This window comes from Roseibium sp. (assembly GCF_051016195.1).
Lineage (GTDB): Bacteria > Pseudomonadota > Alphaproteobacteria > Rhizobiales > Stappiaceae > Roseibium.
The window spans coordinates 3104216-3118740 of sequence record NZ_CP134616.1 but is presented as its reverse complement, the minus strand read 5'-3'; the positions used below and the strand labels follow the sequence as shown (position 1 = coordinate 3118740).

The 14525-nt window shown below is 60.9% G+C and carries 13 protein-coding genes; 2 read left to right on the top strand and 11 right to left on the bottom strand.

All coding sequences use genetic code 11. The annotated features are described in order from the left end of the window. Position 1 precedes the first annotated feature (1 nt). From RDA78_RS14290 to RDA78_RS14260, 7 genes are all read right to left on the bottom strand, one after another. Complete coding sequence (locus RDA78_RS14290) at positions 2-727, bottom strand: SDR family oxidoreductase (protein ID WP_434055965.1); 726 nt, start codon at positions 725-727, stop codon at positions 2-4. Between the two features lie 71 nt (positions 728-798). Beyond that, positions 799-2304 carry an ABC transporter substrate-binding protein gene (locus RDA78_RS14285; RefSeq protein ID WP_434055964.1) on the bottom strand — a complete coding sequence of 502 codons (1506 nt, stop codon included), beginning with the start codon at positions 2302-2304 and terminating at the stop codon, positions 799-801. 54 nt (positions 2305-2358) lie between these two features. Beyond that, positions 2359-3201: a carbohydrate ABC transporter permease gene (locus tag RDA78_RS14280; RefSeq protein ID WP_319387701.1), complete on the bottom strand. Its 843-nt coding sequence runs from the start codon at positions 3199-3201 to the stop codon at positions 2359-2361. A 32-nt stretch (positions 3202-3233) separates the two neighbouring features. Next, positions 3234-4130, bottom strand: a complete 897-nt coding sequence (locus RDA78_RS14275; RefSeq protein WP_434055963.1) for a carbohydrate ABC transporter permease — start codon at positions 4128-4130, stop codon at positions 3234-3236. Positions 4131-4157: 27 nt separating this feature from the next. Next, positions 4158-5051 carry a class II aldolase/adducin family protein gene (locus RDA78_RS14270; RefSeq protein ID WP_434055962.1) on the bottom strand — a complete coding sequence of 298 codons (894 nt, stop codon included), beginning with the start codon at positions 5049-5051 and terminating at the stop codon, positions 4158-4160. Continuing rightward, positions 5048-5869: an HAD-IIB family hydrolase gene (locus tag RDA78_RS14265; protein WP_434055961.1), complete on the bottom strand. Its 822-nt coding sequence runs from the start codon at positions 5867-5869 to the stop codon at positions 5048-5050. Before RDA78_RS14265 ends, RDA78_RS14270 begins: the two co-directional genes overlap by 4 nt. A gap of 5 nt (positions 5870-5874) precedes the next feature. After that, positions 5875-7185 (bottom strand): sn-glycerol-1-phosphate dehydrogenase, encoded by a 1311-nt coding sequence (locus RDA78_RS14260; RefSeq protein WP_434055960.1) that lies wholly within the window; start codon positions 7183-7185, stop codon positions 5875-5877. Between the two features lie 156 nt (positions 7186-7341). Between RDA78_RS14260 and RDA78_RS14255 the strand changes: the two genes are divergently transcribed. After that, positions 7342-8331 (top strand): sugar-binding transcriptional regulator, encoded by a 990-nt coding sequence (locus RDA78_RS14255; protein WP_434055959.1) that lies wholly within the window; start codon positions 7342-7344, stop codon positions 8329-8331. Continuing rightward, positions 8328-9809: a xylulokinase gene (locus RDA78_RS14250; protein WP_434055958.1), complete on the top strand. Its 1482-nt coding sequence runs from the start codon at positions 8328-8330 to the stop codon at positions 9807-9809. The genes RDA78_RS14255 and RDA78_RS14250 overlap by 4 nt, the downstream gene beginning before the upstream one ends. A gap of 8 nt (positions 9810-9817) precedes the next feature. On the opposite strand, the gene RDA78_RS14245 is transcribed toward RDA78_RS14250, so the two are convergent. The 4 genes from RDA78_RS14245 to RDA78_RS14230 are packed head-to-tail and all read right to left on the bottom strand — an operon-like array spanning position 9818 to position 14523. Further along, complete coding sequence (locus RDA78_RS14245) at positions 9818-10636, bottom strand: TIGR01459 family HAD-type hydrolase (RefSeq protein ID WP_434055957.1); 819 nt, start codon at positions 10634-10636, stop codon at positions 9818-9820. Further along, a complete protein-coding gene (locus tag RDA78_RS14240) occupies positions 10633-11892 on the bottom strand; it encodes an FGGY-family carbohydrate kinase (RefSeq protein ID WP_434055956.1) in 1260 nt (419 codons plus the stop codon). The genes RDA78_RS14245 and RDA78_RS14240 overlap by 4 nt, the downstream gene beginning before the upstream one ends. Beyond that, complete coding sequence (locus RDA78_RS14235; protein ID WP_434055955.1) at positions 11889-12959, bottom strand: class II aldolase/adducin family protein; 1071 nt, start codon at positions 12957-12959, stop codon at positions 11889-11891. Before RDA78_RS14235 ends, RDA78_RS14240 begins: the two co-directional genes overlap by 4 nt. Next, a complete protein-coding gene (locus tag RDA78_RS14230) occupies positions 12931-14523 on the bottom strand; it encodes a glycerol-3-phosphate dehydrogenase (RefSeq protein ID WP_434055954.1) in 1593 nt (530 codons plus the stop codon). The genes RDA78_RS14235 and RDA78_RS14230 overlap by 29 nt, the downstream gene beginning before the upstream one ends. Positions 14524-14525: the final 2 nt, after the last annotated feature.

Sequence of the window (14525 nt, the reverse complement as noted above, 5' to 3'; positions counted from 1 at the left end):
CTCAGTAGGTTTGCCGCGTCGGCGTCAGGCAGATTTCCTGGACCAGGGCCTTTTGCGGCAACTGATAGGCATTGAGGATCAGGTCGCCGACAATGTCCGCACCGATGCCTCCGCCCATCTTGACTTTGTTGTTCTTGTAGTTTGCAAGCGTTTCTTCATCCAGCACACCGGAGAGCACTTCCGTCTCGATCACGCCGGGAGACAGAACGATCACGCGCACATCATACGCGGAGAGATATTCGCGCAGACTTTCGGAGACAGCGTGCACGAAGTATTTCGTGCCGCAATAGACCGTGTGATCGGGGTAGACCTTGCGGCCCGCAATGGAACTCATCATCACGAGTGTCCCGCACTTGCGCTCCATCATTCCGTTCATTACCGCATGGACCGTATTCATCACACCCTTGGTGTTGATGTCGATCATCTCGTCCCATTCTTCAGGTGGCTGACGGCCGATATCGGCAAGGCGCGCAATGCCCGCATTGGCGAACATCATGTCGACCGGCCCGTAACGCTCCTCCGCGTCCCGAACGGCAGATGCGATCGCATCCCGGTCGCGCACATCCACTTGCCTGAGAACGGCATTCGGCAGTCCAAGGGCTTCCATGCGGTCCATCCGGCGGGCCATCAGCAGCACCGGATGTCCGGCGGCCGAGAAGGCGCGCGCGGTTGCTTCCCCGATCCCGGAGCTGGCGCCGGTGATTGCGACAAGAGGTTTGGTCTCCACTTGGGTCCTCCCTGACCTGAGTGCCGGGAAGGGTGTTGCCACCCTCCCCGGTTCTGGTTTGCGAAGATCGCTCAGCCCGACACGATCTTGTCGACGGAAACCGCAATGTCGTCCATTGCTTCCTTCGGCGAGCCGTAGTCACCGGCAAAGTACTTGCCGAGACGAACCGGGATCGTATCGTTGGAAAGTTCTGCCCATTGCGGCAGATCCGGCTCCGATCCCATGTCCATCGCGATCGTGTCGCGAACAACGTTGAGGTGCCGGGTTGTGCCCGGACCGACGCGGTTGTTGGCAATGATGCGCGGATCGTCGTAGACGCTTTGGCGTGTCGGTCCGGTGCCGCCGCCCAGAGCCGTGATCAGGACCTGCGTGTCGTAACTCGTCGCCCACTGCATGAAGATCCAGGCAGCATCCGGGTTCTTGGAGTTCTTCGAGACCGCGAGCGAGGATCCGCCCTGGTGTCCGACACCCGGGATCTCGCCGAAACCGGTCTGATCGACCGTGCGCAGCGCCCGCATCGGCGGCGGACAGCGGACGGCTTCCATGAGACCGGATACCTTCGTCGCCGACGGATCGTCGAAATAGGGGAAGAACTCGCCCCAGCTCATCATCGACGCGGCAACGCCCTGGGCGACGGATTGACCCTGGCCGTCCCAGGTCCAGCCCGTTACGCCCGGAGGCATGGTTTTCCAGAGCTTGGTCCAGTAGTCCATGGCTTCCAGGCCGTATTCGTCATTGCCCGCGAACTTTCCGTCCGCGTTGAAGATCGACCCGCCATGGCCCCAGAGCCATGCTGTCCAATCGCACTCAAGACTGTAGTGACCGGATTTCATCTGGCCGGTGGAACCGTAGAGGTCCGGCCCCTTGGCGTCAGTGATCGCCTTGGCCTGCTGGTAGTACTCTTCCAGGGACGACGGTGCTTTAAAGCCCATTTCCTCCCAGATGTCCTTCCGGTACATCATGATGAAGATCGGAATGTCGTAAGGCACACCAACCCAGCGGTCCTCGTACTTGGCGATGCCATCGACAAGCGCCGGCAGGAAGTCGTCGATATTGTAGTCCGGCATCGCGAGGTCGGGCTTGTTCTCGATCTGCTCGCGCGGATCGAAGACATCCTGGCTCACCGACGCGGCCCAGCTCTGATCGATGTAGTAGAGATCGTAAGTGCCGAGCTGCGAAGCGATGTCCAGGGTCATTTTCTGAAGCACCTGCTCAAGCGGCAGTACCTCGATTTCGACGGTCATGCCCGACGCTTCTTCGAAATACTGCTTGAGCTGGCTGTTGATCGCGTTTGACGGCGGTGTGGATTCGGTCGCGAGCTTGAGTGTCGTTCCCTTGAACGGTCCAGACACATCCTTCACCCATTTCAGAACCTCGTCGGATGGCCGAAGGTCGTCTGCGGCATTGGCCAGTGGCATCGAACCCAGACCGAAGGGCCGGCGCATGCCAGCGCCGAAGGCGGCCGCGCCCAATCCGAGCAAGCCGGCATTCCGCATGAAATCCCGTCGCCCCATGCGCCGGTTGACGAAGGCGTCCACCAGATTGGCGCGATATTGTTTCCTGTCTGTATCTCTCATGACTAACTCCTCCCGTGGTACGTGAAAGATGGTCTCCTAAAGACTGTGTTGCTCCTATTGCTTGAGGGAACCGAGTGTCAGCCCGCGGACCAGTTGCTTCTGGACCAGCAGGATGAAAAGGAACGCCGGAGCCATCGCAGCCACTCCCAAGGCCGCCATGTTGCCCCAGGCGGTGCCTGTGGATGTGACGAAGCTCGACGACACGACCGGCACGGTTTTCAGCCCGGTCTGCGTCAGGGTCAGAACGAAAATGAACTCCGTCCAGGAAAAGATGAAACACAGGACCGCGGTCGCCGCGATGCCGCCCTTGGCCATCGGCAGGATGATGCGGCGGAAGATCTTCCAGCGGCTCGCGCCGTCGACAATGGCGCTCTCGTCGATCTCCCTTGGAATGTCGTCGAAGAAACTCTTCAGCAGAAGCACTGCAAGCGGCAGGTTCATCAGCGCGTGGATCAGGATGATCCCGGTGTAAGAATCCATCAGGCCGATATCCTTGTAGATGAAGAACATCGGGATCGCGACAGCGACCGGCGGCATCATCCGGGTCGACAGGACCCAGGCGACAAAGTGGTGCCGGCCCCGGAAATCCATCCGGCTGAGCGCATAGGCGGCGAAAGTTGAAATCGCGATCGCAAGCGCCGTGGAGAATACGGCAACAACGATGGAGTCCCAAAGGCGCGGCGCCATGTAGAAATTGCCGCCGCCGGGCAGAACTTCCTGCTGGCGCAGGAAGCCGAAGGAAATGCCGAACACCTCCTCGAAGTTCCGGAGCGTTGGTGTGAACGACCAAACCGTCGGCGGAACCGAAAAGATCTCCTTGGCTTGCTTGAAGGCCGTCGTGCCCCAGTAATAGAGCGGGAACACGAACAGCGCGGTAATGAACCACGCGGCAGCCATGCGCGAATAGCGCCGATATTTGCTCTCGACAATCACCAGCGCACCTTCGCAATCCAGATAAACAGGTTGGCGATCACGAGGATCAGCACGAGGCTGACTAGACTCAGCGTTGCGCCGTACCCCCACTTGATGAAGCTGAAGGTCTGCTGCCAGGCATAGAGCGACAGCGTGTAGGTTGACGTTCCGGGGCCGCCGGAGGTCATCACGAACATGTAGTCGAAGGCCCGGAACAGATCGATGCCCCGGATCAGAACGGCAACCGCGATAACCTTGGACATCATGGGAAGCGTGATCCGGCGGAACGTCTGGAATGCGGACGCGCCGTCCAGCATGGCAGCTTCATAGGGTTCCTGGGGCAGCGATCTCAAGCCGGCCAGGAAGATCAGCACCATGAACGGCGTCCACTGCCAGATGTCGGCAAGCATTACACCCGCCAGCGCCGTCGAACTTGTTGCAAGGATCGGGTCCTGACCGCTCAGGATCCCCATGGATTCCAGAAGGTAGGTCAGAACGCCGAACTCCGGATCTTCCATGAGAAGGAACATCATGCCCGTGATTGCAGGCGGGATCACCAGCGTGAGGGTGAGAAGGCCGCGCAGCAATCCGAAGCCCGGTTCGTCGGAATCCAAGAGCAGCGCGATGATCATTCCGAGCACGACCTGGATCGCAAGCAGCACGAAGAAATAGGTGAAGGTCACGGACAGCGCTTCCCAGAAACGCGGATCGTTGACCAGGGTGCTCCAGTTCTCCGTGCCCACGTAGACGAGTTGGCGCTTGAACGGCGCATATTCGTGGAACGAAAGCCAGATGTTGTAGAAAAGCGGATAGATCGTGAAGACCACGAGCATGGCGACCAGCGGCGCAAGCCACGGCACCGGGCTGTCACCGGTGATGCAACCTTGCAATCCTCTGGTTCTTACGAACGCCATGCCGATCCTCCCGTGAACATGGCCCTGCTATTTCTTTCTGGCCGGTGGCTTCTTTGCCGCCGCCGACTTTGCCGCAGGCTTTCTGGCCGCTGCAGTCTTTGCCGCAGGTTTCTTCGCTGTCGCTGCCTTTGCAGCCGGTTTTGAAGCCGCCGCAGTCTTCGCCGCAGGTTTCCTGGTCGCCGTCGCCTTTGATGCGGGCTTCTTTGCTGCTGCTGTCTTTGCTGCCGGTTTTTTGGCAGCACGAGGCTTGGGCTTCTCTTTTCCGGCATCGTCCTGAAGGCCGTAGCCGGCAAACCCGCGATGCGTGTCATCGATGGCTGCGTCGCTCAAAAGCACCGGACCGCCGATCGCAAGGCTGAGGTAGTACTGCTTTGCGATCGTCTCCAGCTCGATCGCACGCCACATCGCCTTGGCCAGGTTCTCGCCGATGGTGATCATGCCGTGGTTTGCAAGCAGGCACGCCGTCCTGTCGGTCATCGCGTCGATAGCGAGTTCGGACAGTTCTTCCGAGCCGAACGTCGCATAGCCGGCGCACCGCACGTTGTTTCCCCCGAACGCCGCAATCATGTAGTGGCAGGAGGGGATCTCCTTGCGCGCAATGGCGAGCGTCGTGCAGTAGGTCGGATGCGCGTGAACCACCGCGCCCGCATCAGGGCGGCCGCGCAACAGCTTCTGGTGAAAGCGCCATTCGGTCGACGGTTTCAGCGGGCCTTGATAGCGCCCGCTGGTGTCTTCTAGACCGACCGATGCGACCATCTCAGGCGTCATCTGGTCATAGGGCGTTGCCGATGGAGAGATCAGCATCCTGTCTTCAAACCGGACCGAGATGTTCCCGGAGGTTCCCTGGTTGATGCCGCTGGAATTCATCTCCCGGCAACGGGTAATGATCTCCTCGCGCAGTGCCAGTTCGGCCTTCTTCATGCGCTCATTCTCCTGTCTGAAATGTTTTTTGCCGCAATCAGAGCCTTCGCAAGCTCTGCAAATCCTTCACCGCCCCGCGCGGTTGTAATCCAGCCGGGTTCCGCGTCGATCCTGCCCTTGAAATCCAGGACGTTCGCCACCCCGCAGGCATTCGGGAAGAAACCGAACATCGGCGCGTCATTGGGACTGTCGCCGCAAAAGACGATCCGGTCCTTCTCACCGTCCAGGTCCAGGTCCAGAACCTCGGTCGCGAACCTGCGTGTCATGGTAAGCTTGTCGTAGCTGCCGTACCACCCGTTCACGTGGATCGAGGACACTTTTGCAACCGCGCCCTCCTCCTCGAAAATCGCCTTGATGCGATCAACCTCCGCGCGTTCAAGCGCAGGCACATCTTCACAGAAATCGATGGCAAGATCCGCCTCTCGAAACGCCTGATCCGCCGACACCGCCGCGCCAGGCACTTCGCTCAGGATACGCGCCGCGATCTGCTCGTAGCGCAGCTTGTTGTTCCGCCTGACGACATCATTTGCCGAAAAGACCCGACGCATCTTTCGCGCAGCGTTGTCATAGGCGTAGTAGAACGCACCGTTCTCACCGACCACGCCGTCGACCGGCCAGAAACGGGCGATCATGTCGCACCATCCCGCAGGCCGGCCCGTGATCGCGGCGACCCTGAAGCCCGCCTCCCTGAGGCTCTCCAGAGCGGAGTAGGCACTCGCGGGAAGACGGCCGTCGCTTGTCAGCGTGTCATCGATATCGGCCATCACAGTGTGGATCGAAGCTGCGGTATCCCGGGGCATGGAGGCGAGCGGTTTCATCACAGTCACACCTCCCTGCTTGCAAAATCGTCAAGCAGGCCCGCGTCGCAGGCAAGATCCGCAAAGGAAAACCGGTTCCGCATCTCGTGCGCGTGCCGAACGGCTTCGCGGTAGAAGTCGGACGGCAAACCGAGCTCCCGTCCGCTCGTGGCGCCACCGACCTCTTTCAGCTTCGAAATCATGCTGTCGACGGGGTCAACCAGCTTGCGGCAATCGGCGCGCAATTGCGGCCAGATCTCCTGCAGGCGTTCGTTCAGCCGCGCCGCACCATCCTCATCAAGCGCTTTCTTCCGGTACTCCGCTTCGCACTGGGTGGCAATCTCCGGTCCCATGCGGCGTGCCATATCCTCCCCGTCTACGCGGGTCGGCCGGATCTCCGGCGGCCGTTCCTGATCCAGGAACCAATCTTGAATGCGGCCCATGGTCAAGGTCGCGACCCCAACCTGCTCGCCATGCAGCGTTCCCGCGTGCCGGTCGCCCGCGAAACAGTCGATGTAGTGGGAAATCTGATGCTCGCCCATCGAGCCGTGGTTCGAGACCTTGGTAAAGGCAACTCCGAGGCCGGACAGGACCAGCGCCCGGACAAGATAGCCGACCGCCGTGACCTCTCCTTCCTTCAGACCGGCCGCATGCGTCTCCAGCATGCCCTCATCGGGTTCGCTGATCAGATAGGGCTCCATCCAGAAGCGGCTTCCGAGCAGCTTGTGCGACATCCACCAGTCGATCCGTGCAACGCTGTTGCACAGACAATCACCGAAACCCGCCGCGGCCATCCGGCTCGGTGCGGCCGATATGACCCCGAGATCAAGGAAAACGCCTTTGGGCGCGTGAGCCGGCAGCGAGATCTTCAATCCGCTCGGCAATCCCATCGACGCCGTCGTCGATGCATACCCGTCCATCGAGGCCGCCGTGCCGAAGACACAGTAGGGACGGCCATCCTTCGCTGTGACGTATTTGGTCAGGTCGTTCACTGTGCCGGACCCCACCGCGATAACGGATGAAAAGTCCTGCAACCGCGCCGCCAGCTCATCGGCGGCGTGGACCGTCGCGTGCGGTTTACCCTCAAGCAGGATTTCGCTGACCGTCATGCCCGCGCTTTTCAGATTGCTCGCGATCCGTGAACCTGCGGCATCCCAAGTGTTGGCATCGGCGACCATCGCGGTTGAATCGCCGATGCCCACGGAGCTCACGAGGTCTGCCTCGGCTCCGTCAATCGATTCGGAAATCAGGATTTTGTCGACCGGGGCCCTGGGTCCGGTCTCGCCGGTGTCCGGGTTGACCCACCGACCCAGATACACGTCCTCAATATGCTCCATCCAACCGTTTTCCGGCCGCTCTGGTAAAGAGGGAGTCTGTTGACTTATTGAGGGCATACAAAACCTTTCAGCTCATGAATGACAAATGACAGCATCTATTGACATTTGTCAAATCGAATTTCAAACTTCACGGATCGCAAAGGCGAAAGCGAAACAATGTCAGACAAGCAAAGCGACGGTTCAGGCGGGGAGAATGTCAGGTTTGTCGAGGACACGACGGCCTGGGCAACATGGCTCTACTACGCGGAGTCACGCACCCAGGCTGAGGTCGCCAAGGCTTTGGGCGTGTCGCGCGCATCGGTCGCCAACTATCTCGCGGATGCGCGCAGGCGCGGGCTTGTCACGATCAGCCTTGCGCCCGGTCTCCTCGAACAGGCCGAACTCAGCAAGCGCCTTGCCGCCCGTTTCAAGTTGAAAGGCGCTTTCATCGCTCCGGAAATCAGCGAAGAAGACAGCGATCCGACCCAGCTTCGAAAACGCCTTGGCATAGCCGGAGCACAGATACTCCTGTCGCGCTTGCGCAGTGACATGACAATCGGCGTCGCATGGGGCCGCACGATGCTGGAGCTGGCAAACGCGTTGCCGGAGAGAAGCCAGGAAAGCCTGCGCGTTGTTCAAGTATCGGGCAGCTCGCTTGGGGACGACGTCACCTCGCCGGAAGCCTGTACCCTCTTCATCGCAAACCGTCTCGGAGCAAAGTGCCACAACTTCCATGCACCCGCCGTCGTCACCACCTCGGACCTGCGCACCGCGCTGTTACGCGAACCGTCCCTGAAACGGCATTTCGAACGGGTTCACAGCTGCACCACAGTGGTTTTCGGCGTCGGTGAACTCAATGACGAGACCAGGTGGGCGGACGGCAACAATCTCATCCAGCCCTCCGCCGAGGACTACATGAAGGCCGGCGCGGCAGGTATCGTCATCGGCCGGTTCATCGATGCGCAGGGCAAAGCGCTGGAAGGGCCGCTGTCAGGACGTCAGATTGGAATGGAACTCCAGGATCTGAAAGCCGTTCCCGAGCGCATCTGCGTTGCCGGTGGCAATGAAAAACTGCAGGCGCTGCATGCCTGCCTGACCGGCGGATACGTCACCGACCTTGTGACGGACAGGTCAACGGCCGAAGCGTTGCTGAGGGAGAACACATGACGAAAGACCTGGTGATCGGGCTCGACAGCTCCACGCAATCGACAAAGGCCGTCGCCTGGACAGGAAACGGAACGCCGGTGGCCGAAGGCCGTGCCTCCATCCCCCTGTCCCAGCCGCAGCCCGGCTGGGTGGAACAGGATGTCGAGGACTGGTGGTCTGCCGCGTGCATGGCATTGCAGGACCTTGCGGGAAAAATAGACATGTCCCGCGTCGCCGCGCTTGCGATCTCCAACCAGCGGGAAACGGTTGCCTTTCTCGATGCTGACGGACAAGCGGTCCGCCCCGCCGTGTTGTGGCTGGATGAACGCGCCCGCGACGAGGTCGAGCTTCTGAGTCGCGAGATCGGAGCCGAGAGACTTCATCGCGTTTCCGGCAAGCCGATCGACATCACGCCCGTGATCTACACGCTGTCATGGTTCCGCCGGAACCAGCCGGACATTCTGGAACGGGCTGCGAAGATAACCGATGTTCACAGTTTCCTGACCGGGCGCATCACCGGCAATTGGGCATCCAGTTGGACGAGTGCCGACCCGTTCGGCCTACTCGATATCGAAACCATGACATGGTCCAAGGAGTTTCTCGCTCACCTGGGCATCCACGCCGATCAACTGGGATTGCTCGCACGTCCTGGCACGGTGACCGGAACCGTCACGGCTGAAGCTTCAGCCAGCACCGGTCTGCCGGAAGGTCTGCCCCTGGTCGCCGCGGGCGGCGATGGTCAATGCGCGGGGCTCGGCGTCAACGCGGCCAGGGAGGGTGTCGTCTATCTCAATCTCGGAACCGCACTCATCACCGGTGCCTGGGCACCCGATCCGATGATCAGCCTCAATTGGCGCACCATGACCTCGCCGACCGGGAACGGCTACTTCCTGGAAGGATGTCAGCGTGCCGGTGCCTTCCTGATCAACTGGTTCGTCGACACCTTCGCGGGTGGGCGCGACGACCCGTCTGTCTTCTCAAAACTGGAAGCGGAAGCCGAGGGTATTCCGGTCGGCTCCGAAGGTGTCACGGTTTGCCCCTATCTCACCGGCAGCATGGACCCTCACTGGGACACAGGTGCACGCGCCAGTTTCAACGGCCTGTCGTCAAACCATGGTCTTGGCCATCTCTACCGGGCGGTCCTGGAAGCCATGACGCTGGAAAGCGCGCGCGCCATCACGGCCATGAACGAAAACGGCCTGAAGATCGAAAAAATCATCGCTGTCGGCGGCGGCGGCAACAGTCCTTTGTGGACACGGATGTTTGCCGATGCAACCGGACTGCCGGTCCACATCTCGCAAAGCCTGGAAGCGTCCTCGCTCGGGGCAGCCATGAGCGCGGCCTATGGCGCGGGATGGTACGAAACGCTGGACGCCGCAGCGGCGGCCATGAGCGAGGAAGGGGAAACAGTCATTCCCGATCCGTCAGCGCGGGATGCCTGGCGCGCCCTTTCTGCACGGCAATTTGCAAGTTATCGGCCCGAATACACAGGCGCTTGATCGTTATTTCAAAAGCGAAGCGTTTCGAGGGAATAATCGGGCAGGACACCCTCCGCTGCAGACAGCGCCTGGACACCGCCGGCAATCAGCAGCGTCCGGCAGCCGAGCGCGGCAGCACCTGCAATATCATGGTGATGGCTGTCGCCGATCATGAGCACGCGCCCGGGATCGGGATCACCGAGGACCGCCAGTGACCTTCGAAAAATCTCCGGCCCCGGCTTTCCGGCATAGGTGACGCCGCCGCCTTCGTCTTCATAGTCCTGTGCCACACGTCCCGGACCGAATGCCGCTTTACCGTCGGCATAGACCACGTGATCCGGGTTGGCGCAGATCGCGGGGATACCGGCTCTTGCCAGCGGGCTCAGCATCTGGCGATAGGTTTCACGCGTAATCTCTTCCGGGCTCAAACCCGAAATAAGCACAAGACGGATCGAGTCGGCGGGATCGTCAGATGGCAAAAGTCCAGATCCGTCCAGCACGGTCGTGTCGTTCTCGCGGGTGAGATTCAGCACCTTGTCTCCGGGCACAAGATCCCCGGCCGCAAGCATGTCCGTGATCCGGGCGCGGGCAACCATGCCGGAGGTGATCACCTCCCCGATCAGGTCTTCCGTGAAGCCGAACCGGTTCAAACGCTGTCTGTTCGGGCCCTTCATCCGTCCAGAATTTGTAATCGCGACGACCGGCAGTCCGACCCCGGCGATCTTCCGAAGACAGGGCAAGGCCTCTGCGAAAACCGTTTTGCCGTCGTGGAGCACACCGAACTGATCGATAAGGATGCCAACGAAGTGATCGATGATCTCTCCCAATCCCGAAATGTGTTTGGTCATGCGCGATCCTTTAGAAAGCCCCAGGCAATGCGAGCCGAGCCGGCAGCCGCCTCACCGGAAGCGACCGGGGCTTCGGATGTCTTGAGCAGTCGGGTGCGCATGCGCGTCCATGTCGGGTTGCCCGCACCGCCGCCGACGGTCCGGATGGATGTCAGTTTCGGGCCGCCCAGGTCGGCCAGCCGTTCAAACCCGAGTCTCTCGATTGCCGCAATGCCTTCCAGGAGGCCTTTCAGGAACTCTTCCCGTGTTTCGGGACGCGGATCAACGCGCGACTGAAGATCCGGATCGTTGACCGGGAACCGCTCGCCAACCCGTGGCAGCGGGTAGTAATCGAGACCGGTGGATATCTCGGGGTCGATCAACTTGCTCAAAGCAACGATCTCATCGGGTGCAAAATGCGCTGCAAGCGCCTCGCCGCCACTGTTGGAGGCGCCGCCCGCAAGCCACTGGTCACCGATGCGGTGACTGTAGATCCCGTATTCCGGCGCAAAAATCGGTTTGTCTGAGAGCAGTTTCAACGTGACTGTTGTTCCAAGCGCGGTCACACCATCTCCGGGCGTCGAGGCACCGGTGGCCAGAAAGGACGCGCAGCCGTCAGATACACCGGCGACGATAGGGATGCCCTTAGGCAGTCCGAATGCTCCGCTCGTGACGCCGGTCATGGTCCCCGTGGCGACGACATCCGGCAATAGCCTGGTGTCCATCCCAGTCTGGGACATCCAGTCCGGCCAGTGTCTCGCAACCGGGTCGTAGCCTGTCTTGAGCGCGTTGCTCTCATCGCTCGGCACGGGTTTCCCGGCCAGCTGTTCCGCGATCCAGTCCGCCTGGTGGGCAATCCTTGCAACGCCGGATCTGGTCTGCAGGCGGATTGAGCGTGCGAGCGCGGAACTGGCCCCGTGCGCCGCGCTCTGACGCGGTGCGACGGACGCGATGGCCTCGGCGATTGCCGGATCGTCGACAGCATCGTTATACATCAGCGCGTGCCCGACAGGCTCTGCGGCTGCATCGAGCGCGAGCACCGTGCCGGAAGTTCCGTCGACGCAGATTGCCTCTATACCGCTTGTATCCACGGCTTGAACAATCCCGGAAAGCGCTTCTGACAGCGCGCCAAGCCAGACGGAGGGATCATTTCTGGGTCCCCTGGAAAGATCCATGGACGCTTTCGTCACCGAGATGACCGTGAAGTCCTCTTTGAGCGCGGCCGCCCGAACACCCGATGTGCCGACATCGATCCCCAGAGCAAGACGGTGTGTCATGACGTTGCGTCTTCACTCGTGTTGAGGGCCTGGCGCAGCTTTTCTGCATCCCAATTGATCAACTCGTCCTCCTGTTGATCGGTGAGGCGCGTCACATCGGAACCCGGCGCAACGCGCACCAGCACGTCGCCAAAGGCGCGCACCAATGTCAGTGTTGCAGCGTTCGCGTCTTCGGGGATGGCGACGCCATTGCCCGGACTAATCACGAGCTTGCGGTCAGACCGCCCCTCCGAACCGCGCCGCGCCGCTTCGACAATCGTTTCCCCTTCCCTCGCGACCACGCAGCCGGGACCGAGAAACACAACATGATCCGGATAGAGCGAGTTTCCATCCGCGATCTCTAGCATTCCGTCGTCGAACGCGACCGCCTGCGTTGTTTCGAAAGGAGCCGGCACCCATCCTGTTCCTTCCAGCGACCGCGCCCATGCCGCCTGGGCTTCGCCGGCATATTCAACGGCAGCAGGCTCCAACCGCCGGGAGACCTCGAACAGCCGTTTCATGGCCTCGTCCGCGCTCTGCCCGGTGGCGACAAGGCCGTGATTGCCGAGGATCAGAACCTTGGTGCTCCCGCTCGCCCGCGCCATGATGGCGCGCGCGAGATCAAGACCGGGTTTGGCATAAGGGATGAACACCGCATCGAGACCGGCGAGCCTGTGCCGGACGATGTCTTCGGCATCGGAGCGGATGGCAATCGCGATCGTCGCGACACAATGGGTGTGCAGCACGACCGGACTGTCGAGCAGCGCATGAACAGATGTCTCGATTGACGAATGAAGTTCCGGTGCGCCGTCCACGTCGGCAAGGAACCGGGCCGTTTCGCCCGCACGCTCATCTCCGGATTTCAACGCCTCGACAAAGCGGCCGGAATACACCGGCACCATGATGTCGCGCGTTTCCGCCTCGGCCAGCCAGGTGCCCGAGGCCTTGATCCACATCTGTCCGTCCCGCTTGAGCGAGGTGTTGCCGCCCGGTCCCTGAACCTGCAACGGATCTTTGCCCAGTTCGGCTGAGATCGATCGAAGTTTTTCGAACTCGGCATCATTCCGCAAGTCTAGAAACGGGTTCATCTATCGTCGGCCTCTTTTGCAACCAGGTTTCAAAATCCGACTTTTCCTCCCGCGTCAGGAACAGCCCGTGCTTCGTGCGGCGCAGCAATATGTCTTCAGCACTCACCGCCCATTCGTTCTCGATCAGCCAGACCGCTTCACGCTCAAAGAAACAGTGCCCGAAATGGTGCCCGAGATCGGACAAGGCGTTGACGCCATCAAGCAGTCGCACGGCATCGGTTCCGTAACAATGCCCCAGATGGCGCAACAACACCTCGGGCAGGAACCCGTACCGCCTGGTGAACCCGGCGAACCAGGCCTCGAACTGCTTGTCCGGCAAGTCCCCGCCCGGAAGTGGGGTGTCCGCTGTCCACGGTCCTGCCATATCGGGAAAGTAGGGAGACAGCATCTGCAATGCGTGCTCGGAAAGCTTCCGGTAGGTCGTCAACTTGCCGCCGAAAGCGGAAAGAAGCGGCGGCGATTTTGCCTCTGGCTCCAGTGATCCGTCGAGTTCGAACTGATAGTCGCGCGTGACGGCAGAGGCGCTTTTGCTGGCATCATCGTCAAAGAGCGGCCGGACGCCCGAATAGTCGAACAGAACATCCTCGGCCTGGAACGCATGATCGAAGTAGTTTCCGAGAATCCCGAGCAGATAGTCGACTTCCGACTTGTCGATCGCAACGTCTTCCGCCTTGCCGTCGAAGGGAATGTCCGTTGTTCCGATCAGCGCCATGTCGTCAAAATAGGGATTGACGAAGATCAGGCGTTTGTCGGGCGCCTGCAGGACATAGCCGTGATCGCCCTGCCACCACTTGGGCAGAACGATGTGGCTGCCCTTGACCAGGCGCACGCGCATGCGCGAATTCACGCCCGCGACCTCGCCGATGACCTTTTCGACCCAGGGGCCGGCTGCGTTGAAAATGGCTTTCGCGTAGACGGTAGACGGCGAGCCGGACTGGCCCTTGAGTTCCGCGCGCCAGACATCCCCTTCCCTCCTGGCGGATACGCACGGGGTTCTGGTGAACACTTCGGCACCGCGGCGGGCGGCATCGACCGCATTCAGAACAACCAGGCGCGCATCATCGATCCAGACGTCCCAGTAGCTGAACCCCTTCTTGTACCTGTCCTTTAGCCTTTCGCCGGCAATGTCGTGCCTGAGATCGAGAGCTGAGGAGCGCGGAACCCTCTTCCGGCCTCCCAGGTTGTCATAGAGAAACAGTCCGAGGTGAATAAGCCATCGCGGCCGCTGCTCCGGGCTGTGCGGCAACACGAGCTGCAATGGCCAGGAAAGATGCGGTGCGGCTTCCAGCACGACTTCACGTTCGTTGAGCGCCTCGCGCACGAGCCTGAATTCGTAATATTCAAGGTAGCGCAAACCACCGTGTATGTACTTTCCGGATCTGGAGGATGTGCCCTCGCCAAGATCACCCTTTTCGCACAGGATGACGGACAAGCCGCGCCCCGCGGCATCCCGCGCAACCCCCACACCGTTGATCCCCCCGCCGACGACCAGCAGGTCCACGGGACGATCCGCGGATCGTCCCTGTGGCTCGTATCTGGCATGGTCAGGCGTCACAAGGTTCATTC